Below are 24783 nucleotides of genomic sequence, written 5' to 3' on the forward strand. Positions count from 1 at the left end.
TTTCCCTAAGAACCATCTGCGTTGCCGCTGGCTTCAGGGAAGGTGCGCTTAGTAGTTCGGCAGGCGGGTAAGTGTCAAGCGCATAAAATAGAAAATGACAGGTGGCGGGGCAAAATCTTTGGATAAGTTGAGCGCACACGGTTCTTATTGAGAGTGATTTTCATTGTCTCAAAACCTAGGCGAAAAAGTGAAATAAAGTGGGAGAAAGACGGTTTTTTTGCGCTGCAATGGTTTGAAGCTTTGAACAGACTGGTCTAATAGCCTACACATTGAGTCCATTTCCACGGTTAACCGGGGCGATGGGTGATAGAGTCTGTTCCCGTGAGTTGAGGGGTTGAGGTGACCTAATGAATGCATTCCTTCTGCAATATCTCCCCGTCATCATCTTTATAGGCATCGCTACGGTTCTTGGCCTTGTCTTTATGATTGGCGCATTGATCGTGGCCCCGCAGGCGCCGGACAGCGAGAAGCTGTCGGCCTATGAATGCGGTTTCAACGCCTTCGATTCCGCCCGTCAGAAATTTGACGTGCGCTTCTATCTCGTCTCGATCCTCTTCATTATCTTCGATCTTGAAGCGTCTTTCCTGTTTCCGTGGGCTGTGTCGCTGTTCGATATGCCAAACGGCGGCATGCATGTCGCTTTCTGGTCGATGGTTACTTTCCTGGTCGAACTGTTTCTCGGCTATATCTATGTGTGGAAAAAAGGAGCCCTGGAATGGGAATAATCCTGCCAGCCGGATCTGCCGGGCGTTCTTCGGTAGAAGGTTACGATCCCGCGGTCCACGACAAGTTCTTCGAGCAGGTATCTGCCGAGCTTGACACAAAGGGCTTTCTTGTCGCTTCCGCCGATGATGTCATCACCTGGGCGCGCACCGGTTCGCTGATGTGGATGACCTTTGGTCTCGCCTGTTGCGCTGTCGAAATGATGCAGGCCTCGATGCCGCGTTATGACATGGAGCGCTTCGGCATGGCGCCGCGCGCGTCGCCGCGCCAGTCGGACCTGATGATCGTCGCCGGCACGCTGACCAACAAGATGGCGCCTGCCTTGCGCAAGGTCTACGACCAGATGCCTGATCCGCGCTATGTGCTCTCCATGGGGTCCTGCGCCAATGGCGGCGGCTATTATCACTACAGCTACAGTGTCGTGCGCGGTTGTGACCGCATCGTGCCGGTGGATGTTTATGTCCCCGGCTGTCCGCCTTCCGCTGAGGCGCTCCTGTACGGCCTTCTGCAATTGCAGAAGAAGATTTGCCGTACCGGCAGCATCCGTCGCTAAGGGGAACGCTGATGTCACTTGAAAAATTACAGGCCGTCGCCGAGCGCCTCCAGGCTGATCTGAAGGAAGCCGTTCAGGAAGTGGTGCTTGCCTTTGGTGAGCTGACCGTAACCGTCGATCGTGAGCGCGTCGTTGAGATCATGGCGAAGCTGAAGGCCGAGCCTTACCGCTTCCATCAGTTGATCGATGTTTGCGGCGTTGACTATCCGAAACGCACGCGTCGTTTCGATGTCGTCTATCACCTGCTGAGCCTGACGCAGAATATTCGTTTACGCATCAAGGTGCAGACCGATGAGGTCGTGCCGGTGCCGTCGATTCGTTCGGTCTATCCGAACGCCGACTGGTATGAGCGCGAAGCTTTCGACATGTACGGCATGCTGTTCTCCAACCACCCCGACCTGCGTCGTTTGCTGACGGACTATGGCTTCGAAGGCCATCCGCTGCGCAAGGACTTCCCGATGACCGGGCATGTCGAAGTGCGTTATGATGAAGAGCAGAAGCGCGTGGTCTATGAGCCGGTCAAGCTCACACAGGAATACCGCAGGTTCGACTTCCTGTCGCCATGGGAAGGCGCGCAATACGTGCTTCCGGGCGATGAGAAGGCAAAGGTCTAGACCTTTGGGTCTGGGTAAAGAGTTATCGATAAGGGTTTGATTTCATGGCAGATGGTATGACGCCTGTTCCGGTCGAAAAGGGCGATGACGATCGCAAGTTTACGATCAATTTCGGCCCGCAGCACCCGGCGGCCCACGGCGTTCTGCGCCTTGTGCTCGACCTCGACGGTGAAATGGTGGAGCGCGTAGATCCGCACATCGGTCTGCTGCACCGTGGCACCGAGAAGCTGATGGAATCGCGCACCTACCTGCAAAACGTGCCTTATTTCGATCGCCTCGACTATGTGGCGCCGATGAACCAGGAGCACGCCTTTGTGCTGGCCATCGAAAAGCTGCTCGGCCTTGAAGTGCCCAAGCGCGCGCAATTGATCCGCGTCCTCTTCTCGGAAATCGGCCGTATCCTGTCGCATATCCTGAACACAACGACTCAGGCCATGGACGTGGGGGCCCTGACGCCGCCGATCTGGGGTTTCGAGCAGCGCGAAAAGCTGATGGTGTTTTATGAACGCGCCTGTGGCGCCCGTCTCCACGCCAACTATTTCCGTCCCGGTGGCGTCCACCAGGACCTGCCGCCGGAACTGATCGAAGACATCGCTCTGTGGTGCAAGGAATATTTGCCGGCACTCGACGACATTGAATCGCTTATCACGGAAAACCGTATCTTCAAGCAGCGCAACGTCGATATAGGTCTGGTCACCAAGGAGCAGGCGTTCGACTGGGGCTTTACCGGCGTCATGATCCGTGGCTCTGGCGTGAAGTGGGATCTGCGCAAGTCGCAACCTTACGAATGCTATGCCGAACTGGAGTTCGACATTCCGCTTGGTAAGAATGGTGACTGCTGGGATCGTTACCTGTGCCGCGTCGAAGAGATGCGTGAATTGGTGAAGATCATGCAGCAATGTATTGATAAACTTAAGGTAACGCCGGGTCCGGTTCTCTCGACCGATCACAAGGTGACGCCGCCGCGCCGCGCCGAAATGAAGAATTCGATGGAAGCGCTCATCCATCACTTTAAGCTCTACACGGAAGGCTTCAAGACGCCCGAAGGCGAGGTCTATGCCTGCGTCGAGGCCCCCAAGGGCGAGTTCGGCGTCTATCTGGTCTCCGACGGCACCAACAAGCCTTACCGCTGCAAAATCCGCGCGCCGGGCTTTGCGCACCTGCAAGCCATGGACTGGATGAACCGCGGTCACCTGCTGGCCGACGTGTCGGCCATCCTGGGCTCGATCGATATCGTGTTCGGGGAGGTCGATCGATGATCGGTGTCCTGATCGCTTGCGGCCTGCTGATCGCCATGCTGGGGCTTAGCCTTTATCTGTCGCGCCCGAACTGGCCCTATCATGCGGCCGGCTCCAAAGGCTATGTCACGGATATGCTGGTCTATTTCTTCCTGCCTGTGGTGCCGATGCTGATCTGCGTCGGTGGTTTCAGCGTGCTGACAACGATTCGGCCTGATTTCGAGAACGAGACTGCCCGCATGGTTCTGCTGGGTGTCGCGCTTGTTGGTCTGCTGGGCACCCGCAGGCTGCCTTTCGTCGCGGCGGCGCAGGAGCGCGTGCGGGTCGCGCGCAATGCCCGTTATGAGGCCACGCGATGATTTCTGTTAAGCGCCGCAAATTTCGACTGTCTTTCGTTGGCTGCGGGTGTAAAGCCCAGCCTGTTATTATGTGTAGAGGGGCCTGATGTCCGTTCGTCGTCTCGCCAAGGAGCAACCGGCCAGTTTCAACTTCTCCGCGGAAACGCTGGAAAAGGCCAACTGGTGGATTGCCAAATATCCTGAAAGCCGCCGCCAGAGCGCGGTGATCCCTATTCTGTGGCTGGTGCAAAAGCAGGAGGGGTGGGTTTCCGAGCCTGCCATCACGGCCATCGCCAAGCTGCTGGTCATGCCGCAGATTCGCGTTTTTGAAGTCGCCACCTTCTACACCATGTTTATGCTGGAACCGGTCGGCTCTGCGGCTTTGATCCAGGTGTGCGGCACGACGCCCTGCATGTTGCGTGGTTCTGACGCCCTTATGCACGTCTGCAAGTCGAAGATCGGCGCCAAGGATAAGCTGTCGGCTGACGGCAAGTTCACCTGGCAGGAAGTCGAGTGTCTGGGTGCCTGCACCAATGCGCCGATGGCACAGATTAACGACTATTATTACGAAGACCTGACGCCGGAAAATCTGGCCCAGATCATCGATGATTTTGCCGCTGGCAAGTCACCGAAGCCTGGCCCTTACAACGGTCGCCATACGTCGGAGCCGCTCGGTGGCGTGACGTCGCTGACCGATCCGGCGCTCTATGACGGCTCGGCCGCCAAACCGGTCAAGATCCCCAACTTTCCCGCCCCTGAGGTAAAAGCGTAATGGCCCAGACTGGTATCTTGCAGGATAAGGACCGTATCTTCACCAACCTCTATGGTCTCCAGGATTGGGGCCTTGAGGGTGCGAAGAAGCGCGGCGCGTGGAATTCGACCAAGGATATCCTGTCGTGCGGACGCGACTGGATCATCACCAACATGAAGAATTCCGGCATGCGTGGCCGTGGCGGGGCAGGGTTCAATACCGGCCTGAAGTGGTCCTTCATGCCCAAGGAAGTCAAGGATCGCCCGCATTACCTCGTGGTCAATGCCGATGAATCCGAGCCCGGCACCTGTAAAGACCGCGAAATCATGCGCCACGATCCGCAATTGCTGATCGAAGGCTGCCTCATCGCCTCCTTCGCCATGCAGGCTCATGCCTGTTACATCTATCTGCGCGGCGAGTACGTGCAGGAGCGTGAGCGCATGGAAGCCGCCGTCAAGCAGGCCTATGAAGCCAAGCTGATCGGCAAGAACAACATCCATGGCTGGGATTTTGACGTCTATATCCACCATGGCGCCGGCGCCTATATCTGCGGCGAAGAAACCGCACTGCTGGAATCTCTGGAAGGCAAGAAGGGCCAACCGCGCCTGAAGCCGCCATTCCCGGCTGGTTCTGGTCTTTATGGCTGCCCGACGACCGTCAATAACGTCGAATCGATCGCCGCTGTCGGCACCATCCTGCGTCGTGGCGCCGAGTGGTTCACCTCGTTCGGCGCGCCTAACAATGCCGGCACCAAGCTGTTCTGCATTTCCGGTCACGTCGAGCGTCCGTGTAACATCGAAGAGGCTATGTCGATCCCGTTCCGCCAACTGATCGAAGCCCACTGCGGTGGCATTCGCGGTGGCTGGAGCAATCTGAAAGCCGTCATCCCCGGCGGTTCGTCGGTGCCGATGATCACGGCTGAGCAGTGCGAAGACCTGCCGATGGACTTCGACTCGCTTCGTAACCTCAAGTCGGGCTTAGGCACGGCGGCGGTAATCGTCATGGACAAGTCGACCGACCTGATCCGCGCCATTGCCCGCCTGAGCTACTTCTACAAGCATGAGAGCTGCGGCCAATGTACGCCGTGCCGCGAAGGCACCGGCTGGATGTGGCGTGTCATGGAACGCATGGTGAAGGGCGACGCCGATCCGGCCGAAATCGACACCCTGCTCGAGGTGACGACCCAGGTCGAAGGCCACACCATCTGCGCCCTCGGCGACGCGGCGGCCTGGCCAATTCAGGGCCTGATCCGTCACTTCCGTCATGAAATTGAAGAACGGATCACGCTATACCGTTCGAGCAAGAGCAATTTTGCCGGCCACTCAGTGGCGGCGGAGTAGGGGCACATGCGCGGCAAGGTTCTCTCATTCAACGGATCGACCGGCCTCATCAGTGGCGATGACGGCAAGCGCTATACCTTTAGCGTCAGCGATCTGATGGGAGACACCGTGTACGTGCCGGCCGGTTCGACCATTGATTTCGAAGTGGCGGGTGATACGGCGGTTAGCGTCTACGTCATCGCTACGGCCATGGGGGAGAAGAACAAGTATATCGCCGCACTGCTGGCCTTTTTTCTCGGCATGTGGGGCGTTCACAAGTTCTATCTCGGCAAGAATACGGCCGGCATCATCATGCTTTTGTGTGGCACGATTGGCTGGATATTCCTGTGTATACCACCGCTGATTATCGGGATGATCGCCTTTATCGAGACGATTATCTATCTGGTCAAGACCGATCAGAGTTTCTACGAGGACTATGTTCAGGGCAATAAATCGTGGTTCTAAAACATTAACAGATGTGCAGAATTTTGAATTATTACCGTGGCTTATTTATTATTGTTGAGGATGTGACAGAGCATGGCTAAGGCAAAAGTCAATGGTGTGGAGGTCGAGTTCGACCCCGGCATGACCGTGCTGCAGGTGGCGGAGCTGGCAGGCGAGGAAATCCCTCGTTTCTGCTATCATGAGCGCCTGTCGATCGCCGGCAACTGCCGTATGTGCCTCGTTGAGGTAAAGCCCGGACCGCCGAAGCCGCAAGCTTCGTGCGCCCTGCCGGCTGCCGAAGGCCAGGAAATCTTCACCAACACGCCGATGGTCAAAAAGGCCCGCGAAGGCGTGATGGAGTTCCTGCTGATCAATCACCCGCTGGATTGCCCGATCTGCGACCAGGGCGGCGAATGCGATCTGCAGGATCAGTCTGTCGCTTACGGCAAGGGCGCCTCGCGTTATGACGAGAACAAGCGCGCCGTCGAGGAAAAGAACCTCGGGCCAACGATCAAGACCTTCATGACGCGCTGCATCCAGTGCACGCGCTGCGTCCGTTTCACCACGGAAGTGGCCGGCGTCACCGAAATGGGCATGATCTCGCGCGGCGAGAACGCCGAAATTACCTCCTATCTCGAACAGTCGGTGTCGTCGGAACTGTCCGGTAATGTCAACGATCTGTGCCCGGTTGGCGCCCTGACGCACCGTCCGTGGTCGTTCAACTATCGCCCGTGGGAACTGACCAAGACCGAAACGATCGATGTGCATGACGCTGTTGGCGCGCATATCCGTATCGATAATCGCGGTCCGGCCGTGCTGCGCGCCCTGCCGCGTCTCAAGGAAGAGATCAACGAAGAGTGGCTGACCGACAAGAGCCGTTATGCGGTTGATGGTCTCTCACGCCAGCGCCTCGATAAACCCTATGTCCGCAAGGCGGGCAAGCTGGTCGCCGTGTCGTGGGATGAGGCCTTGGGCACGGTCGCTGGCAAAATAAAAGCGACCGATGTATCGAAAATCGGCGTCATCGCCGGAGATCTGGTCGATGCTGAGGCCATGAAGGCGACCAAGGACCTGTTTTACAGCCTGGGCGTCACCAATCTCGATTGCCGCCAGGAAGGCGCCAAGGTTGGCCCCGTCACGCAATCGACGCCGCGTGAAGCCTGGCTGTTCAACACGGGCATTGCCGGTCTGGAAGAGGCCGATGCTATCCTGCTGATTGGCACCGACCTGCGTCACGAAGCGTCCTTGATCAATGCCCGTATCCGCAAGAGCTGGCTTAAGGGCACGGTTCAGGTGGCGTTGATCGGTGAGGCCAACGACCTGACCTATGATTACGCCCACGTCGGCGTCGGCACCAAGGCGCTGAAAGATCTCAAGAAGCATGCGTTCCGTGACGTTCTGAAAAACGCCAAAAAGCCGGCGATCCTGGTGGGCAGCAATGCCATTTCCGGGGCTGACGGCGCGGCCGTTCTCAAGGAAATCGCCCTGATCGCTGATGATTATGATGTCGTCAGAGAGGGCTGGAACGGCTTCAACATTGTCCATACCGCAGCGTCGCGCGTTGCCGGTCTCGATCTCGGTTTCGTGCCGGTCGGTGAGGCGAAGGACGCCGCTGCCATGCTGACGGGCGGCGTCGATCTGCTGGTTCTGCTGGGCGCTGACGAAATCAACACCTCCGGCCTCAACAACACCTTCGTCGTCTATATCGGTTCGCATGGCGATGCCGGTGCGGCTGCGGCCGATGTCATCCTGCCGGGCGCCGCCTATACGGAAAAGTCCGGCATCTATACCAACCTCGAAGGTCGCGTGCAGATCGCCGAACGTTGCGTCTTCCCGAAGGGGGAGGCCAAGGAAGACTGGGCCATTATCCGCGCACTTTCCGGCTATGTTGGCCGCACCCTGCCGTATGACTCGCTGAACGCGCTGCGTGAAAAGCTGATCACCGATCACCCGGTCTTTGGCCGTATCGATGTCAAGCCAGCCACGAAAGCTTTCGATGTGAAAGCGATCGGCGCAAAGGGCGAGGTTACGGACAAGCTTTTCGTTTCGCACATTACCGATTTTTATCTGACCAACCCCATCGCCCGCGCCTCCACGGCGATGGCGGAATGTTCCGCGGCCCGCAAGGCGCCGCTGAGCGTGGCGGCTGAGTAAGGAAGTTTGACGATGAATACATTCTGGGCATCAGGCTGGGGCTGGGCACTCATTACGATCGGTGAGGCGCTGGCCGTCATCGTGGGCGTGATGGTGTCGCTGGCCTTCCTGCTGTGGGGCGACCGCAAGATCTGGGCCGGCGTGCAGTTGCGCAAGGGGCCCAACGTCGTCGGGCCGTTCGGTCTGATGCAGTCCTTCGCGGACTTTCTCAAGTTCTTCGTCAAGGAAGTGGTCATTCCTGCAGGCGCCGATAAGGCCGTCTTCCTGCTGGCGCCGCTTCTGACTTTTGTTATCGCCTTCACGGCCTGGGCGGTTATCCCGTTCGCGCCGGGCTGGGTCGTCGTAAATATCAATGTCGGCATTCTCTACCTGCTCGCCATTTCGTCGCTCGGTGTCTACGGCATCATCATGGGCGGCTGGGCATCCAACTCGAAATACCCCTTCCTCGGCGGTCTGCGTTCTGCGGCCCAGATGGTGTCCTATGAAGTCTCGATCGGCTTCATCATCGTCACGGTCATTCTGCTGGCCGGATCGATGAACCTGTCCGATATCGTCACGGCGCAAGGCGGCGGTTTCTGGAACTGGAACTTCCTCGGTGGCGGACACTGGCAGCTTGCCATTGTCATGTTCCCGATGATGGTGATGTTCTATATCTCGGCCCTGGCCGAAACCAACCGTCCGCCGTTCGATCTGCCCGATGCGGAATCCGAACTGGTCGCCGGCTATCAGGTCGAATATTCCTCGACGCCGTACCTGCTTTTCATGATCGGTGAATACGCCAACATCGTTCTGATGTGCGCCATGATCTCGATCCTGTTCTTTGGCGGTTGGGACTTCCCGTTCCCGTTGCCGCTGGCGCATGACAGCATCTGGTATGTGCTGATCGGCCTGTTCACCTTCATCGCCAAGGTGGTGTTCTGGTTCATCATGTTCGCCATCGCCAAGGCTATCGTTCCGCGCTATCGCTACGATCAGTTGATGCGCCTGGGCTGGAAGGTCTTCCTGCCGGTGTCGCTGTTCGCCGTTCTTATCGTCGCCGCTTACCGCGTTTATGGAGGCGCCCTATGATTTCGCGCATTATCTCAGGCCTCAAGGGCGCGCTGCTGCTTGATTTCGTCGGGGCCACCTTCCTGGCGCTCAAGTACATGCTGAAGCCCAAGGCCACGATCAACTATCCTTTTGAGAAGGGACCGCTCAGCCCGCGCTTCCGTGGTGAGCACGCCCTGCGCCGTTACGAAAACGGCGAAGAGCGCTGCATCGCCTGCAAGCTGTGCGAAGCCATCTGCCCGGCGCAGGCCATCACCATCGAGGCCGAACCGCGTGCCGACGGCAGCCGCCGCACCACGCGCTACGACATCGACATGGTGAAGTGCATCTATTGCGGTCTCTGTCAGGAAGCCTGCCCGGTTGACGCCATCGTCGAGGGGCCAAACTTTGAATTTGCGACCGATACCCGTGAAGAACTTCTCTATGACAAGCAACGACTTCTGGCCAATGGCGATCGCTGGGAACGCGAAATCGCCAAGTCGCTCGAACTTGACGCGCCTTACCGGTAACAGGCAGAAAAGAGCATAATGATATGAACCTTATCGCCATCGCCTTTTATCTTATGGCGGCCGTGACCCTGGTCTCCGGACTTATGGTCATCACCGCCAAGAACCCGGTGCACAGCGTGCTGTACCTCATCCTCGCCTTCTTCTCGGCGGCAGGTTTGTTCGTACTTCTCGGCGCCGAGTTCCTCGCCATGCTTCTGGTCGTCGTTTATGTCGGCGCCGTGGCCGTCCTCTTCCTGTTCGTCGTCATGATGCTGGATGTCGATTTCGTCAAACTCCGCCAGGGTTTCGCCAACTATCTGCCGATCGGCATTGTCGTCGGCGCCGTGCTGATGTTTGAACTGATCATGATCAGCATCGCCGTTGCCGAAAAGGGTGCCGCCGCCGGCAATCAGCCTCTGGTCGCTTCGGCCAGTGAGTCGAACATCAAGATGATCGGCCACGCGCTCTATTCGACCTATGTCTATCTGTTCGAAGCCGCTGGTTTCGTGCTTCTGGTGGCCATGATCGGCGCCATCGTTCTTACCCTGCGCACACGTCCTAATGTGAAGCGTCAGGACATCCATACCCAGGTCACGCGTCGTCGCAAGGATGCGGTCGAAATCGTGCCTGTCAAAACCGGAGAAGGTATTTCGGAATGACTATAGATCTTGTCCACTATCTCACGGTTTCCGCCATCCTGTTCACCATCGGTGTGCTCGGAATCTTCCTCAACCGCCGCAACGTCATCATCATCCTGATGTCGATCGAACTGATCCTGCTGGCGGTCAATATCAATTTCGTGGCCTTCTCGGCTTACCTGCATGATGTGCAGGGCCAGATCATGGCCATGTTCGTGCTGACAGTCGCGGCCGCTGAAGCCGCCGTCGGCCTCGCCATCCTCGTGACCTTCTTCCGTAATCGCGGCGACATCGCCGTCGATGACGCCAGCATGATGAAAGGATAAGCATCGTGCTAACTGCTCACGCCGCCGCCGAAATCTCCCACAGCCTCGTACCGGCCGCTCACGCCGCCGTTGTCGGTCCGCTGTCGGGTGGCATGGCCACTATCGTAACCCTTTGCGTGTTCGCGCCGATCATCGGTGCCATGATTGTCGGCGCCTTCGGACGCTTCCTTGGCAATATCGTTTCGCAAACCATCACCACCGGCCTGTTGTTCCTGGCCTGTGCGCTCGGCTGGTACACCTTCATCCAGCACACCTGGGGCGGAATGGCGGACTTTACCGTCAACGTCCTGCCGTTCATCAATATCGATACCTTCCACTCCGCGTGGTCGATCCGCGTTGATGCGCTCTCGGCCACCATGCTGATCGTGGTGACCTCGGTGTCGTCGCTCGTCCACCTCTATAGCTGGGGCTATATGAGCGAAGACCCGTCGCGTCCGCGCTTCTTCGCCTATCTGTCGCTTTTCACCTTCGCCATGCTGATGCTGGTGACCGCCGCTGACTTTATGCAGTTGTTCTTCGGCTGGGAAGGGGTGGGGCTGGCGTCCTATCTGCTCATCGGCTTCTGGTATCACAAGGACAGCGCGTCTTCGGCCGCCATCAAGGCCTTCGTCGTCAACCGCGTCGGCGACTTTGGTTTTGCCCTCGGTATCATGACGGTCTACTGGCAGTTCGGCACGATCAACTTCCATGAGTTTTTCCCGCTGATTGCATCGCATCAGGGACAGACCTGGGAATTCCTCGGTCAGAGCTTCTCGGCGCTCGATCTCGCCGCCTTCCTGCTGTTTATCGGCGCCATGGGTAAGTCGGCGCAGTTCTTCCTGCACACCTGGCTGCCCGACGCCATGGAAGGCCCGACTCCTGTGTCGGCCCTGATCCACGCCGCCACCATGGTCACCGCCGGTGTTTATATGGTGTGTCTGCTGTCGCCGCTGTTCGAATACGCCCCTGTGGCCAAGATGATTGTCGCCTATATCGGCGCCATCACCGCCATCTTCGCGGCCTCGATCGGCTTTACGCAAAACGACATCAAGCGCGTCATCGCCTATTCGACCTGTTCGCAACTCGGTTACATGTTCTTCGCCGCCGGCGTGGGCGCCTATCAGGCCGCCATGTTCCACCTGTTCACACACGCCTTCTTCAAGGCGCTGCTGTTCCTGGGGGCCGGTTCGGTCATTCACGGCATGCACCATGAGCAGGACATGCGCAAAATGGGTGGTCTATGGAAGTATCTGCCGATCACCTATGGCGTCATGACCATCGGCACCATCGCCATCACCGGCCTTGGTATCCCTTTCACCGAAATCGGTTTTGCCGGCTTCTTCTCGAAGGACGCCATCATCGAATCCGCCTGGGCTGGCCACAATACGCCGCAAGGCATGTTCGCCTTCATTATGGGTATTTCGGCCGCGCTCCTGACCTCCTTCTATAGCTGGCGCCTGATCGCCATGACCTTCCACGGCAAGAAGCAATGGGAGCATGGGCATGATGACCACCACGCCGAGGTCATCGACGGTCATTCGACCGGCGAGCCCGATGCTCACGCACACGACGATCACGCACATGACGATCATGGCCATGGTCACGACCACAAGCCGCACGAAAGCCCGTGGGTCATGCTTGTGCCGATCATCCTGTTGTCATTCGGTGCTATCTTTGCCGGCTTTATCTTCGCGCCTTACTTCATTGGCGAGCACGCCCATGCGTTCTGGGGGCACGCCATCTTCACGGCGCCGTCCAACGAGATCATGCATGAGGCTCACCATATCAAGGAAGTCTGGGTCAAGCTTCTCCCCCTGACCGTCACTCTGATCGGTATGGTCATGGCCTGGTACTTCTATATCCTCAAGCCGAACCTGCCGAAGAAGATGGCCGCCAACAACGGACCGGTCTACACCTTCCTCTACAACAAGTGGTTCTTCGATGAGATCTATCAGGCTACCTTCGTCAGGCTCACCAAGTTCCTCGGTGATGTCTTCTGGAAGGTGCTCGATATCAAGATCATCGATAACCTGGGCCCGAACGGTGCGGCCTGGGCGGCATTGAAGTCGGCCAAGAATCTGGTCAAGACCCAGACCGGTTATGTTTATCACTACGCTTTCGCTATGTTCCTCGGTGTCGTGGGTCTTCTGACCTATGTCTTCTGGCTGGTTCACTAAGGGGAGATGGATTTTAAAATGATACCCGCTATCCCCAATCTGCTGAGCATCATCACCTTCGCGCCGCTTTTCGGCGCGGCCGTGATCGGCGTGTTGCGCCTTATGGCGCGTAAGGACGATGAAGCTGTCATCGCCAAGAACGCCAAATGGATCAGCCTGTGGACGACCCTGATCACCCTGGCCCTGTCCGTGGTCATGATCGCCGGCTTCAATCACAGCAATCCCGGTTACCAGTTCGAAGAACACTATAAGTGGTTCGGCCCGATCTCCTATCACATGGGTGTTGACGGTATTTCGGTCCTGTTCGTCCTCCTGACCGCCTTCCTGATGCCTTTGTGTATCCTGGCGTCGTGGGACTCGATCAAGGACCGCGTCACCGAATACATGATCTGCTTCCTGATGCTGGAAACGCTCGTCATCGGCGTCTTCACCTCGCTCGACCTGTTCCTCTTCTACATCTTCTTTGAAGGCGGACTGGTGCCGATGTTCCTGATCATCGGGATCTGGGGTGGCAAGGATCGTATCTACGCTTCGTATAAGTTTTTCCTCTACACCCTGCTGGGTTCCGTCTTGATGCTGGCGGCCATGTTGTACATGGTCAATATCGCCGGCACCGCCGATATACCGCTCCTGACCAAGTTCGCCTTCGCGCGTGAGGTTCAGCCCTTCCTATGGTTCGCCTTCTTCGCTTCGTTCGCCGTCAAGATGCCGATGTGGCCGGTCCACACCTGGCTGCCCGACGCGCACGTTCAGGCACCGACCGCAGGTTCGGTCATGCTGGCCGGTATCCTTCTCAAGCTAGGCGGCTATGGTTTCATTCGCTTCAACCTGCCGATGTTCCCCTATGCGTCGGAAATGTTCGCACCTCTGGTCATGGGCCTGTCGGTCATCGCCATCGTCGTGACCTCGCTGATCGCCTTCCGCCAGACGGACATCAAGAAGCTGATCGCCTATTCATCTGTTGCCCACATGGGTTTCGTGACCATGGGTATCTTCGCCGGCAACGTCATGGGCGTTCAGGGCGCGGTTTTCCAGATGATCAGCCACGGCGTCATCTCGGGTGCGCTCTTCCTCTGCGTTGGCGTGGTCTATGATCGCTGGCATACCCGCGAGATCGCCTTTTACGGCGGGCTCACCAAGCTTATGCCGCACTATGCCTTCGTCTTCCTGCTGTTCACCATGGCGAACGTCGGTCTGCCCGGCACCTCCGGCTTCATCGGTGAAATCACCACCCTGGTGGGTTCGTACAAGTGGGGCACCTGGGTGGCCTTCGTGGCGACCTCCGGCGTCATCTTCTCCGCCGTCTACGCCCTGACTCTGTTCAAGCGCGTCATGTTCGGTGAAGTGACCAACCAGGATCTTAAAAAATACCCTGACCTGTCGGTGCGCGAGATCATCATCTTCGTACCGCTGATCTTGGGCACGATTGTGCTGGGGATTTATCCGGCCTTCGTTTTTGACATTATCACTGCCAGCGTTGATACGGTCGTTGCGACCTATCAGGCCGTCATCGGCGGATAAAGGACGAGCAAGCATTATGGACTATCATCTCGCTCTCAGTTTGGCTCTGCCGGAAACGATCATAGCGGTCAGTTCCCTGCTTATCCTTGTGTTCGGCGCTTTCCGCGGCGATAAGGGCATGGTTTCGATTAGCGCCCTGTGTGGCGTGGCCCTGATCGCCGCTGCCTTCGCTGCGGCCTTTGCCCAACCCGGCACGGCCTTTTCTGGCGCTTTTGTTCTGGATGGCGTGGCACAGTTCGCCAAGGTCGCCATCTATATCGCTGCCCTCTTTATCATCGTGCTGGGGCAGGGCTACTTCGATCGTCTCGGCGCCCGTCGTTTCGAATTCCCGATCCTGATCCTGCTGGCCACGCTCGGCATGAGCATGATGGTGTCGGCCGGCGACCTGATCTCGCTCTATGTCGGTCTCGAACTGCAATCGCTGGCGCTCTACGTGCTAGCAGCTTTCCGCCGCGATGACGCTAAGTCGTCGGAAGCCGGCCTCAAGTATTTCGTCCTGGGCGCTCTGTCGTCCGGTATGCTGCTCTATGGTGCATCGCTGATCTACGGTTTCGCCGGTTCGATGAACTTCCACGCCATCGCGCTTTCGGCCAGCACCAACCTCAATGTCGGCCTGATCTTCGGTCTTGTCTTCCTCATCTGTGGTCTGGCCTTCAAGGTCTCCGCCGCGCCCTTCCATATGTGGACGCCTGACGTTTACGAAGGCGCCCCGACCCCGGTCGTCGCCTTCTTCGCCGGCGCGCCGAAGTTCGCCGCCATGGTGCTGTTCGCCCGTGTGCTGCAAACCGGCTTTGAGACGCAGGTCGAACAGTGGCGCCAGGTCATTCTGGTTCTGGCTGTCCTGTCCTTTATCGTTGGCGCCCTCGGTGGCCTGATGCAAAAGGATATCAAGCGACTGCTGGCCTATTCGTCGATCTCCAACATGGGCTACGCGCTTCTGGCCATCGCCGCTGGTGCGGTCGGCATTCCGGCTCTGCTGTTGTTCTTTGTCCTCTACATGGTCGATACGCTGGGTCTGTTTACCGTCCAGATGGCGCTGAGCCGGAAGGGCGAGCCGGTTACCCGCATCGACCAACTCGCCGGTCTGGCCAAGAGCAACATGCCGCTGACCGTGGTCATTACCATACTGGCGCTTTCGGTTCTGGGCATGCCGCCTTTCGGTGGTTTCTGGGCAAAGTACTTCGTGTTTGGCGCCGCTATTTCTGCCGGTCTTTGGTGGTTCGCCGCCGCAGGTCTTGTCGCCTCGGTTGTCGCCGCCTTCTACTACCTGCGCATTATCAAGCTGATGTGGTTCGATGCGCCGGTGGGCGAAGTTGATAAGTCGCCGGCCGAGACCAGGTGGATTGCCTATGCCGCAGCTGCCTTCTCGTTCCCTGGCGTGATCATTTTCCTGATCTATGCCTACCCGCTGGCGCAATCCGCGGCTCAGGGTTTCGGACACTAATTGGCTGTGGCCGATTTTGAAATCTTCGACACCCTGTCATCGACCCAGGATCTTGGCCTGGCGCGGGTGCGGGCAGGGCGGCCCGGCTCAGGCTGGATTCTGACGAAGGAACAGACCAAGGGCATTGGCCGGCACGGTAAGACCTGGGTCGGCACCAAGGGTAATTTCATGGCCTCCCGCTGGGAGGTCATGGAAATTGATGTGCGCCTGGTGCCGCAATTATCCTTCATCGTGGCCCTGGCCGTCTACGAGATGCTGCGCCCCTTGGTGCCCGATACCGAACAAGCGATGCGTATCAAGTGGCCAAACGATGTTCTGCATCGAGGACGCAAGCTGTGCGGCATCATTGTCCAGACGGAGGCTTCCCAAAAGCCCGGCCATCTTGGTGTTGTCATCGGTATCGGCATCAATATGCGCGCCGCCCCGATACTGGAAAACTACCTGACCGTTTCGCTGCGCGATATCAGTCCGCAAGCGAAAAACCTTGATCCTGTCGCCCTGATGCACAAGCTCAATGGTCATCTCGATGGCGTGCTTGATCTCTGGCGCAGCAAGGATTTCAGCGACATCGCCAAGGCTTGGCTCAAGCGCGCCTACGGTCGTGATCGCATTTTAAACCTCACACACGAAGGCAGAACGGTTTCCGGTCATATAAAGGGGCTGGATGAGTTTGGAGGACTGAAAATCCAAGCGACGGACGGACAGATATACACTGTCACCGGCGGCGAGATCACTTACGGAGAACTGATTGATGCTGCTGGCCATTGAACAAGGCAATACCAACACACTGTTCGCCATTCATGATGGCAAGGCGTGGGTCGCCCAGTGGCGGGTGGCCACCGAAACGACACGTACCGCTGATGAATACGCCGCCTGGCTTTATCAGTTAATGCAAATGAATGACCTCGACTTCAAGGTCATTGATGACTGCATCATATCGTCGGTCGTGCCGCAATCGCTGTTCAATCTGCGCAAGCTCTGCCAACGCTATTTCGACCGCCAACCCTATGTCATCGGCGAAAACACCCACCTTGGCATCGATATCCGCATCGACAAGCCACGTGAAGCCGGTGCGGATCGCCTGGTCAATGCCATCGGCGGCCATATCAAATATGACGGTCCGCTGATCATCATCGATTCCGGCACGGCCACCACGTTTGATGTGGTGGCGGCGGATGGCGGTTACGAAGGCGGCGCCATAGCGCCCGGCATCAATCTTTCGATGCAGGCGCTGCATCAGGCAGCGGCTAAGCTTCCGCGCATAGCCATTGAAAAGCCCAACCGTAAGATCGGCAAGGATACGGTCAGCGCCATGCAGACTGGTATCTTCTGGGGCTATGTCGGCCTGATCGAGTATCTTGTCGCCTCCATCCAGGGCGAATATGGGCAAAAGATGACGGTCATCGCCACGGGAGGGGTGGTTTCTCTGTTTGAAGGTGCTACAGACAAGATCGATTATTTCGACCACGATCTGACCTTGCGCGGACTTCTCGAAATTTATAAGCGAACGCTGGCGACGTCAGCCGCGTCCTGATTGGCATACGAATAAAAATGAAAAAGAAGTCAAACGAACTGGTGTTCCTGCCGCTTGGCGGGTCCAATGAAATCGGCATGAACCTGAACCTGTATGGGTTCGGGCCTGCCGATGACCGTCAGTGGATTATCGCTGATGTGGGCGTCACCTTCGGCGATCTGACCACGCCGGGCATCGAGGTGATCGTGCCCGATCCGGAATTCCTGATCGGCGAAAATATCCTCGGCATCATCCTGACCCACGCGCATGAAGACCATATCGGTGCGCTCGGCTGGCTGTGGGACAAGATCAAGGCGCCGGTTTTCGCCACGCCGTTCACAGCCTTTCTGGTGCGTGAAAAGCTGCGTGAAGCGGGCGTCGATGATTGCGACCTGACCGAAGTGCCGCTGAACGGCAATGTCAAGCTTGGGCCGTTTGATATTGATTATATTACGCTTACGCACTCGATCGCCGAGCCCAATGGTCTGGCTATCCGCACCGAACTGGGTACAATCTTCCATACGGGTGACTGGAAGTTTGACGAGGCGCCCATCACTGGCGCCCCGACCGATATCCCCGCCATACGCAAACTGGGCGACGAAGGTCTTCTGGCCATGGTTTGTGATTCGACCAATGTGTTCGTCGAAGGCCGTGCCGGCTCGGAAGAGGATGTGCGCGTAGAACTGACCGAGGTCATCAAGGGCTTGAAAAAGCGCGTCGCCGTCGCCTGTTTCGCCTCCAATGTCGCGCGGGTCAATTCGGTGATGCGCGCCGCCATGGAAGCCGGCCGAAAGGTTTGTCTGGTCGGCCGTTCGATGCACCGCATCACCGCCGCCGCCCGTCACGTTGGTCTGCTGGCCGGCATTCCTGATCCGGTAAGCGAAGGCGAGGCCCAGCACCTCAAGGCCAACGAAGTGCTTTATCTCTGCACGGGTTCGCAAGGCGAGCCACGCGCCGCCCTGTCACGCATCGCTGACGGCAACCACCCGCTCGTCAAGCTCAAGGAAGGCGACGCCTGCGTCTTCTCTTCGCGCGTCATTCCCGGCAATGAAATCTCGATCCGTTCGTTGCAAAACCGCCTGTCAGATCTCGGAGTCGCCATCCATACCGAACGCGATCATCCAGGAATCCACGTCTCCGGCCACCCGTGCCGCGACGAATTGAAGGAAATGTACGCGCTGGCCCGTCCGCGCATCTCGGTGCCGACGCACGGTGAACGACGCCACCTTTTGAAACATGCGGCCCTGGCGGCAGAAGTGGGCATTGAGGAACAGATCACGCCCCGCAACGGCGATATGGTACGTCTTGCGCCGGGTCGCGCGGAAATTATTGACGAAGTGCCGTCCGGTCGTCTGTTCGTCGATGGCGGGCATCTGGTGCCGGAAGCCTCAGACGCTCTGCGCGAACGCCGACATGCTGCCCATAACGGTATGATGTTCGTGTCGTTCGCACTCGACAGCAAGAACCGCCTGGCCTCGATCGTCGAGGTGAGGGGGCTTGGCCTCGCTTACGAGGATGATGACATTATCTCCGATCAGTTGGAGGCGATCTGCCAGAGCGTTGAAAAGGCCATTAAGGCCATGCCGAACGAAGCGCGGGATGAAGATGAAGGTGTTGAAATCGTCGTGGCGCGTATCGTCAAGAAGGCGGCGCAGTCTATCTGGGGCCGCCGACCGATTGTAGAGACCATCATCCTTAGGATATAATTCAGCCCAAACGCCGCATGGCTCCTCGCAAGGGCTCGGACGGGCGTTGCCCTTGCCAAGGTGCTTTTGAGAGCACCTTGGAGAATTCAAACGGCCCGCAGAACAAGCGGGCCGTTTTCTATTATGACTTCACCATGACATAGGCGCCGGGCGCATCCATCAGGGCTTTCAGCTTTCCCTTGGCCGGATCGCGCGCCGGCACCATCTTGCCGGCACGTACATGTAACCAGCCGGCCCAATGCGGCCACCATGAACCGGGATGCTCGACCGCGGTGTCGATCCATTGTTCCAGCGTGTCGGGATGACTATCGTTCAGCCAGTGCATGTATTTCTTCGCATCCGGGTGATTGACCACACCGGCGATATGGCCTGAGCCCGCCAGCATGAAGGTAACTGGGCCGCCGAACAGTTTCGAGCCCTTATAGACCGAACCCGGCGGCGCGATATGGTCTTCGCGTCCGGCTTGCTCGTAGATCGGAATGGTCACCTTTTTCAGATCAATCTCGACACCGGCCAGAACCAGCTTGTGGTTGACCAGGGCGTTCTCACCGTAGAATTTTCGCAAATAAAACATATGCAGCGCCTTGGGCATCCGCGTCTGGTCAGCGTTCCAGCACAACAGGTCGAACGGCGTTAAGTCCTTGCCCATCAGGTAGTTATTGACGAAGAACGACCAGATCAGGTCATTGGCGCGCAGGCTGTTGAAGGTATCGGCCATGGCGGAGCCGGGCAGAACACCGCCGGCCGCGTCCATCTGGCGTTCCAGTTCCTTCAGCCAGTTTTCACTTGTAAACAGCAAGAGGTCGCCGGCCTCGGAAAAGTCATGCTGGGCTGTGAAGAAGGTGGCCGCCGAAATTGAGGTGTCGCCCTTGGCCGCCATGTGGGCCAGCGCGCAACCGAGCAGGGTGCCGCCGATGCAATAACCGACCGCACTGACGCTCTTGGCGCCCGTCTGTTCCAGCACCTTCTGCGTCGCTTCGTAGATGCCGCCGAACATATAGTCCTCGAAGGTCGTGTCCTTCATTGACGTATCAGGATTGACCCAGGCGACGAGGAAAACGGTGAAGCCCTGACCGACCAGCCATTTGATCATCGAGTTCTTGGCTTGCAGGTCGAGAATATAGAACTTGTTGATCCACGGCGGGAAGATCAACAGCGGTATCTCGCGCACCTGTTCCGTCGTCGGGCTGTATTGCAAAAGCTCGAAATACGGACCGCGATACACGACCTTGCCCGGCGTAGTGGCAACATTTTCGCCGACCGTGAAGCGGCTGTAATCGGCCTGCGAAATCATCAGCTTGCCATCACCGCGTGCCATGTCGTCGGCGAAACGCTCCATACCCTTGACCAGACTTTCACCCTGAGAATCGATCAGGGCCTGCAAGGCCGCCGGATTGGACATCAGGAAGTTCGATGGCGACATGGCGTCGGTCATTAGCTTGGTAAAGAATTCAGCGCGGCGTTTGACCATGGGATCTACGCCCTCGGCGCTGGAAATCAGCTTGTTGATCCAATTCGATGACAACAGATAGGACTGTTTCATCATGTCGAACATCTGGTTTTCCTGCCAGCGCGGATCGGCGAAGCGTTTGTCGGCCGATTTGCCGTTATCGGGCGTTTCTGTGCCGAGCGCGCGGCGTGTCATCTTACCCCAAAGCTCCATATAGCCGGTCAGCAGTTCGCTTTGCGCTTCGACCAGCTTATCCGGCTTGGTGGCCAGTGACCCCATAATCTCGGTCATGGCCGGGCCGACCTGAAACGGATCGGGAGAAGATCCGCCGGCGGAGTCCGGTTGCTTGAAGATAGTCTTGGCCAGGGCGCTTTGCGCTGTCATCGCCGCCTTGGCGATATTGACCGACAGTTCCTCCATCTTGCGCACGGTTTCGTTGTCGAAGCCCGGTGCCTTGGTCGGCGTGAATTCCGGACGCGGTGTAATCTGCGGCTGTGGGGCAGGTTGCTCGATATGGGGTTTAGGTGCGGTCTTGGCCTTGGAGGGCGCTTTCTCGGTTTTAGCCGGCGCTTTTTTAGGTGAGGTTTTGGCGGAGGTCTTTGCGGGCCCTGTCTTGGTCGTTGTCGTCTTTGGTGCTCGGGTCATACGCGCCTCCTCGATCATAGCTCTTTAAGAATATATAGAGCGTGCGTCGCCAGCCGCGCCAACTAAATTTATATTTCTCTTGTCTTGCCTGTCGTCATAACCGTATTTTACGGTAGAGATTCAACGACGTCAGAATGGCGTTGCCAATATCTGTTGTCCTGAGGCTCCTGAGTGGAGAAACGTCCCTTGCCGATACGCTGCACAATGAAACATTTGATCCTGCCCGTCAGCTTTATGGCGTTGGCGGGTGTGGCGCTTTCGGGCCATGCGCAGGACGCTCCAGCCGCCAACATCAACAGCATGCCCAGATGGTCGGAGTTTCCTCTGCCGCCGGAAAAGGTACCGACGCCTGCCGAACTCCTGGCCAAGGTCACCGAAACGCAAAACCAGCGCCGCCAGTTGCGCACCGAGGTTCGCGCTCTGGTCTGGGATGAAAGCGACCCCAACGTTTTTGCCGAAACAGCGCGAGATAAGATCAATCCATCGCTGGCCGGGCCTGTCGAGGGTTCCTATTCCGTCGCTGAAATCGAGGCGCTTGCCGTCGAGCTTCGTCGCAAGGCGGCACCTCCGCCGGTCATCAACTAGCCCTCATGTCCAGGCTGTATCTGGCAGGTTTTCTCTGCTAAGAGGGCGCGCGCGACAAAGGCTGCCACATGTCCTTAAGCGTAAAATACGGCGTAAAAGCTAAGCGCCGCTTCAAGAAAACTTAAAGCCAGAAAAAATAAAATGCAGGAAACATCTGTTTTGACGAAGGATAGCCAACCAGCGGCCATCCGTGATTTCGACCTGAGCCTCGATATCGTGCGAGTCGCTGAAGAGGCCGCCATCGCCTGTTACGCCGAAATCGGCGGCGGCGATGAAAAAGCCGCCGATCAGGCCGCCGTCGATGCCATGCGCACCGCGCTCAACGCCATTGATATGGACGGCCGGATTGTGATCGGTGAGGGCGAGCGCGACGAGGCCCCCATGCTCTATATTGGCGAAAAGGTCGGTACCGGCAAAGGGCCCGCGATCGATATCGCACTGGATCCACTCGAAGGTACGACGCTGGCCGCCAAGGCCATGGCCAATGCGCTGGCGGTGATCGCCTTTGCGCCGCGCGGCGGTATGCTGCACGCGCCCGACACCTATATGGACAAACTGGCCATCGGACCTGGCTACCCTCAGGGCGTGGTCGATCTCGATTGGTCACCGGAAGAAAATGTACGCTCACTCGCCAAGGCCAAGGGTGTCGATGTATCGGAAATCGTCGCCTGCGTGCTCGATCGCCCGCGCCACGATTCGATCATCACGTCCCTGCGCAAGGCCGGGGCGCGCGTACACCTGATTACAGATGGTGATGTCGCCGGCGTCATCCATACCGCCCAGCCGGAAACGGGAATCGACATTTACCTTGGGCAGGGTGGCGCTCCCGAAGGCGTGCTGGCGTGTGCCGCGCTGAAATGCGTTGGGGGACAGTTCCAGGGGCGTCTGGTTTTCCGTAATGCTGATGAAAAGCGACGCGCTGAAAGCCTTGGCCTGAGTGACTTCGATCGCAAATACATGCTTGATGATCTGGTCAGTTCCGATGCCGTATTTATCGCCACCGGCGTCACCCATGGTGCGCTGTTGCGTGGCGTACAGAAGGAAACCTCGGCCCGCGGCGAGGTCTTCGTCACGACGGAAAGTCTGGTGATGATTTCCAAAACCCATACCGTGCGCAAACTTTCCATGCGCCGCCCGCTGGTAAAATCATAATGCCTATGGACACCACCGCTAAGCTGATACCCGCCCGCGAGCTCCCGCCTTATCTGGGCGTGACATCTTCCTTAAGCGGCCGGGGGTGGCGTGAGCGTATGGCGTCCATTGGCGTTACACCAGAGATCCTGCGCGACATTACGCATCGCCTGGGCCTCATGAATGTCGCTGAACCCGATTTTATCGAGCCTCTCGCGCGCTTTATTGCAGGACGCGGCGTGACACCGGAAGGCCTTCAGGACTTTATCTTCCCGACCCTGAAGGCGCTGTTTCCAGAACCTTCGTCTTTTATGGATATGGATAAGGCGGTCATCGCCATTCTCGATGCCCTGGAACGCAAGGCGAAGGTTTGCGTCTTTGCCGATTATGACGTTGATGGCGCCACCAGTGCGGCGCAACTCGTGCGCTGGTTCCGTTATATGGGCCACGAACTGACGGTTTATGTGCCCGATCGCGTTACCGAGGGGTATGGTCCATCCAATGCCGCTTTCGACAGCCTGAAACGTCAGGGCGCCGGTCTGGTCATTACGGTCGATTGCGGCGCCATGGCCCATAAGGCGCTTGATTATGCCGCGAGTATCGGGCTTGATGTCGTGGTTATTGATCACCACCTGATGCGGGAAGAACCGCCTCAGGCCCTGGCCGTGGTTAACCCGAATCGTCCCGGCTGCACCTCGGCGCAGGGTAATCTGGCGGCCGCCGGCGTTGTGTTCGTCGTGCTGGCGGCACTGAACCGCGACGCTGAAAAGCGCGGCCTTTTTGCCGATCGTGAAAAACCCGATCTGCGTCAGTGGCTTGATTTGTCAGCGCTTGGCGCCATCTGTGATGTCACCGCGTTGACAGGTTTCAACCGGGCCTTGGCGGCACAGGGTCTCAAGATTATGTCACAACGTAAGAATGCCGGCATCAAGGCGCTGATGGAAGTTGCCGGTGACAAGAGCGCCGCCGTTAACCTGATGAGCACCTTCCATTCCGGTTTCGTGATTGGCCCGCGTATTAATGCCGGCGGTCGGGTAGGGCGCTCGGATCTCGGCGTGCGCCTGCTCTCTACCGACGATGCGGACGAAGCGGCTGCGCTGGCGCAGGAACTGGATGAACTGAACCGCACCCGCCGCGATATCGAGGCGGATGTGCTGGAGCAGGCTATGCAAACCGCAGAAGCGCAAGGGCTTTGGCCGAGCGATGATCCCGTCATTATTGTGGCGCGCGAAGACTGGCATCCCGGCGTCATCGGCATCGTGGCCGGGCGTCTGCGCGAACGTTGGCATAAGCCTGTCGTGATCATTGGCATTGACCCGGTCAGCGGCATGGGCAAGGGCTCGGGACGTTCGCAGGCCGGTGTCAATCTGGGTGAGGCGATTGGTGCCGCTTTCGAGGCGGGTATTCTACTCTCCGGCGGCGGTCACGCTATGGCGGCCGGCTTGAGTGTCGAGAAAGACCGCATCGGTGAGTTGCGTGCTTTCATCAATGATTATGTGACGTCGCATGTCTCTGAGGCCGATCAGATCGAGTCCGTTGAGGTCGACGCCATTCTGAGCGTGCGGGCTGCGTCGCGCGCCATGTATGACAAGTTTGATCTGCTGGCGCCTTACGGGCAAGGAAATCCCGAACCCTTGCTGGCCTTTGCCCGCGTGCGCATCGGCTATTCCCAGGTGATGAAGGGCGGTCATGTGCGCTTTGAACTGAGCGACGATTCAGGTGGCAAGCTGAAAGGCATTGTCTGGCGAGCGGAAGGCACCGCCATCGGGAACGCCTTGTTGCGGCCAGCCGGTTTTGTCCATGTTTTAGGTCGCCTCAAAGCGGACGACTATATGGGAAGACATGGCGTGCAGCTTGAAATCGAAGACATAGCCCTGGCGACAGATTAGCCGACAAGCCGCGCAAAACACTGATCTTTCGCAAACAGGCATAAAAGTTGACCCAGCTTGTGGAAAAAGTCAAAATAGCACTTGCATCCAGAAAACAGAACGGTTACCAA

Annotated in this window: 23 protein-coding genes; 22 read left to right on the forward strand and 1 reads right to left on the reverse strand. The window is 57.9% G+C overall.

The annotated features are described in order from the left end of the window. Positions 1-347: 347 nt before the first annotated feature. From ABQ278_RS09150 to ABQ278_RS09240, 19 genes are all read left to right on the forward strand, one after another. Entirely contained in the window at positions 348-725 is a 378-nt protein-coding gene (locus ABQ278_RS09150) for an NADH-quinone oxidoreductase subunit A (protein WP_018080113.1), read from the forward strand. Then, positions 716-1276 carry an NADH-quinone oxidoreductase subunit B family protein gene (locus ABQ278_RS09155; RefSeq protein WP_349319335.1) on the forward strand — a complete coding sequence of 187 codons (561 nt, stop codon included), beginning with the start codon at positions 716-718 and terminating at the stop codon, positions 1274-1276. The genes ABQ278_RS09150 and ABQ278_RS09155 overlap by 10 nt, the downstream gene beginning before the upstream one ends. Before the next feature lie 11 nt (positions 1277-1287). Then, entirely contained in the window at positions 1288-1890 is a 603-nt protein-coding gene (locus ABQ278_RS09160) for an NADH-quinone oxidoreductase subunit C (RefSeq protein ID WP_349319336.1), read from the forward strand. A 44-nt stretch (positions 1891-1934) separates the two neighbouring features. Further along, positions 1935-3149, forward strand: coding sequence for an NADH-quinone oxidoreductase subunit D (locus ABQ278_RS09165; protein WP_349319337.1), 1215 nt, complete (start codon positions 1935-1937; stop codon positions 3147-3149). Then, complete coding sequence (locus ABQ278_RS09170; protein ID WP_018080117.1) at positions 3146-3487, forward strand: hypothetical protein; 342 nt, start codon at positions 3146-3148, stop codon at positions 3485-3487. Before ABQ278_RS09165 ends, ABQ278_RS09170 begins: the two co-directional genes overlap by 4 nt. 85 nt (positions 3488-3572) lie before the next feature. Next, positions 3573-4238: an NADH-quinone oxidoreductase subunit NuoE gene (gene nuoE / locus ABQ278_RS09175; RefSeq protein WP_349319338.1), complete on the forward strand. Its 666-nt coding sequence runs from the start codon at positions 3573-3575 to the stop codon at positions 4236-4238. Then, on the forward strand, positions 4238-5557 hold the full coding sequence (gene nuoF / locus ABQ278_RS09180) for an NADH-quinone oxidoreductase subunit NuoF (RefSeq protein WP_349319339.1): 1320 nt from the start codon (positions 4238-4240) through the stop codon (positions 5555-5557). The genes nuoE and nuoF overlap by 1 nt, the downstream gene beginning before the upstream one ends. Positions 5558-5563: 6 nt before the next feature. Next, positions 5564-6001 carry a TM2 domain-containing protein gene (locus ABQ278_RS09185; RefSeq protein WP_018080120.1) on the forward strand — a complete coding sequence of 146 codons (438 nt, stop codon included), beginning with the start codon at positions 5564-5566 and terminating at the stop codon, positions 5999-6001. Between the two features lie 72 nt (positions 6002-6073). After that, positions 6074-8134 carry an NADH-quinone oxidoreductase subunit NuoG gene (gene nuoG, locus ABQ278_RS09190; protein ID WP_349319340.1) on the forward strand — a complete coding sequence of 687 codons (2061 nt, stop codon included), beginning with the start codon at positions 6074-6076 and terminating at the stop codon, positions 8132-8134. A 12-nt stretch (positions 8135-8146) separates the two neighbouring features. After that, the gene (gene nuoH, locus ABQ278_RS09195; protein ID WP_349319341.1) at positions 8147-9202 is read left to right on the forward strand and encodes an NADH-quinone oxidoreductase subunit NuoH; all 1056 of its coding nucleotides are present in this window, start codon (positions 8147-8149) and stop codon (positions 9200-9202) included. Then, complete coding sequence (nuoI, locus tag ABQ278_RS09200; protein ID WP_018080123.1) at positions 9199-9690, forward strand: NADH-quinone oxidoreductase subunit NuoI; 492 nt, start codon at positions 9199-9201, stop codon at positions 9688-9690. The genes nuoH and nuoI overlap by 4 nt, the downstream gene beginning before the upstream one ends. Positions 9691-9713: 23 nt before the next feature. Continuing rightward, positions 9714-10328 (forward strand): NADH-quinone oxidoreductase subunit J, encoded by a 615-nt coding sequence (locus tag ABQ278_RS09205; RefSeq protein WP_349319342.1) that lies wholly within the window; start codon positions 9714-9716, stop codon positions 10326-10328. Beyond that, a complete protein-coding gene (gene nuoK / locus ABQ278_RS09210; RefSeq protein ID WP_018080125.1) occupies positions 10325-10633 on the forward strand; it encodes an NADH-quinone oxidoreductase subunit NuoK in 309 nt (102 codons plus the stop codon). Before ABQ278_RS09205 ends, nuoK begins: the two co-directional genes overlap by 4 nt. Before the next feature lie 92 nt (positions 10634-10725). After that, on the forward strand, positions 10726-12789 hold the full coding sequence (gene nuoL / locus ABQ278_RS09215) for an NADH-quinone oxidoreductase subunit L (protein WP_349322134.1): 2064 nt from the start codon (positions 10726-10728) through the stop codon (positions 12787-12789). A gap of 18 nt (positions 12790-12807) precedes the next feature. Next, positions 12808-14310 (forward strand): NADH-quinone oxidoreductase subunit M, encoded by a 1503-nt coding sequence (locus tag ABQ278_RS09220; protein ID WP_349319343.1) that lies wholly within the window; start codon positions 12808-12810, stop codon positions 14308-14310. A 16-nt stretch (positions 14311-14326) separates the two neighbouring features. Continuing rightward, on the forward strand, positions 14327-15754 hold the full coding sequence (nuoN, locus tag ABQ278_RS09225) for an NADH-quinone oxidoreductase subunit NuoN (RefSeq protein WP_349319344.1): 1428 nt from the start codon (positions 14327-14329) through the stop codon (positions 15752-15754). Positions 15755-15760: 6 nt separating this feature from the next. Continuing rightward, positions 15761-16522: a biotin--[acetyl-CoA-carboxylase] ligase gene (locus tag ABQ278_RS09230; RefSeq protein WP_349322135.1), complete on the forward strand. Its 762-nt coding sequence runs from the start codon at positions 15761-15763 to the stop codon at positions 16520-16522. Next, positions 16503-17288 carry a type III pantothenate kinase gene (locus ABQ278_RS09235; protein ID WP_349319345.1) on the forward strand — a complete coding sequence of 262 codons (786 nt, stop codon included), beginning with the start codon at positions 16503-16505 and terminating at the stop codon, positions 17286-17288. The genes ABQ278_RS09230 and ABQ278_RS09235 overlap by 20 nt, the downstream gene beginning before the upstream one ends. Before the next feature lie 17 nt (positions 17289-17305). Next, the gene (locus tag ABQ278_RS09240) at positions 17306-18973 is read left to right on the forward strand and encodes a ribonuclease J (RefSeq protein ID WP_349319346.1); all 1668 of its coding nucleotides are present in this window, start codon (positions 17306-17308) and stop codon (positions 18971-18973) included. A 121-nt stretch (positions 18974-19094) separates the two neighbouring features. Here ABQ278_RS09240 and phaC read toward each other — a convergent pair whose 3' ends face one another. Next, positions 19095-21068, reverse strand: coding sequence for a class I poly(R)-hydroxyalkanoic acid synthase (gene phaC, locus ABQ278_RS09245; RefSeq protein WP_349319347.1), 1974 nt, complete (start codon positions 21066-21068; stop codon positions 19095-19097). A 204-nt stretch (positions 21069-21272) separates the two neighbouring features. Here phaC and ABQ278_RS09250 point away from each other — a divergent pair, with 204 nt between their 5' ends. From ABQ278_RS09250 to recJ, 3 genes are all read left to right on the forward strand, one after another. After that, positions 21273-21653: a hypothetical protein gene (locus ABQ278_RS09250; RefSeq protein WP_349319348.1), complete on the forward strand. Its 381-nt coding sequence runs from the start codon at positions 21273-21275 to the stop codon at positions 21651-21653. 141 nt (positions 21654-21794) lie between these two features. Further along, complete coding sequence (glpX, locus tag ABQ278_RS09255) at positions 21795-22805, forward strand: class II fructose-bisphosphatase (protein WP_349319349.1); 1011 nt, start codon at positions 21795-21797, stop codon at positions 22803-22805. Next, on the forward strand, positions 22805-24673 hold the full coding sequence (recJ, locus tag ABQ278_RS09260; RefSeq protein ID WP_349319350.1) for a single-stranded-DNA-specific exonuclease RecJ: 1869 nt from the start codon (positions 22805-22807) through the stop codon (positions 24671-24673). Before glpX ends, recJ begins: the two co-directional genes overlap by 1 nt. The last annotated feature ends 110 nt before the right edge of the window (positions 24674-24783 follow it).

It is taken from the genome of Asticcacaulis sp. MM231 (assembly GCF_964186625.1).
GTDB lineage: Bacteria > Pseudomonadota > Alphaproteobacteria > Caulobacterales > Caulobacteraceae > Asticcacaulis.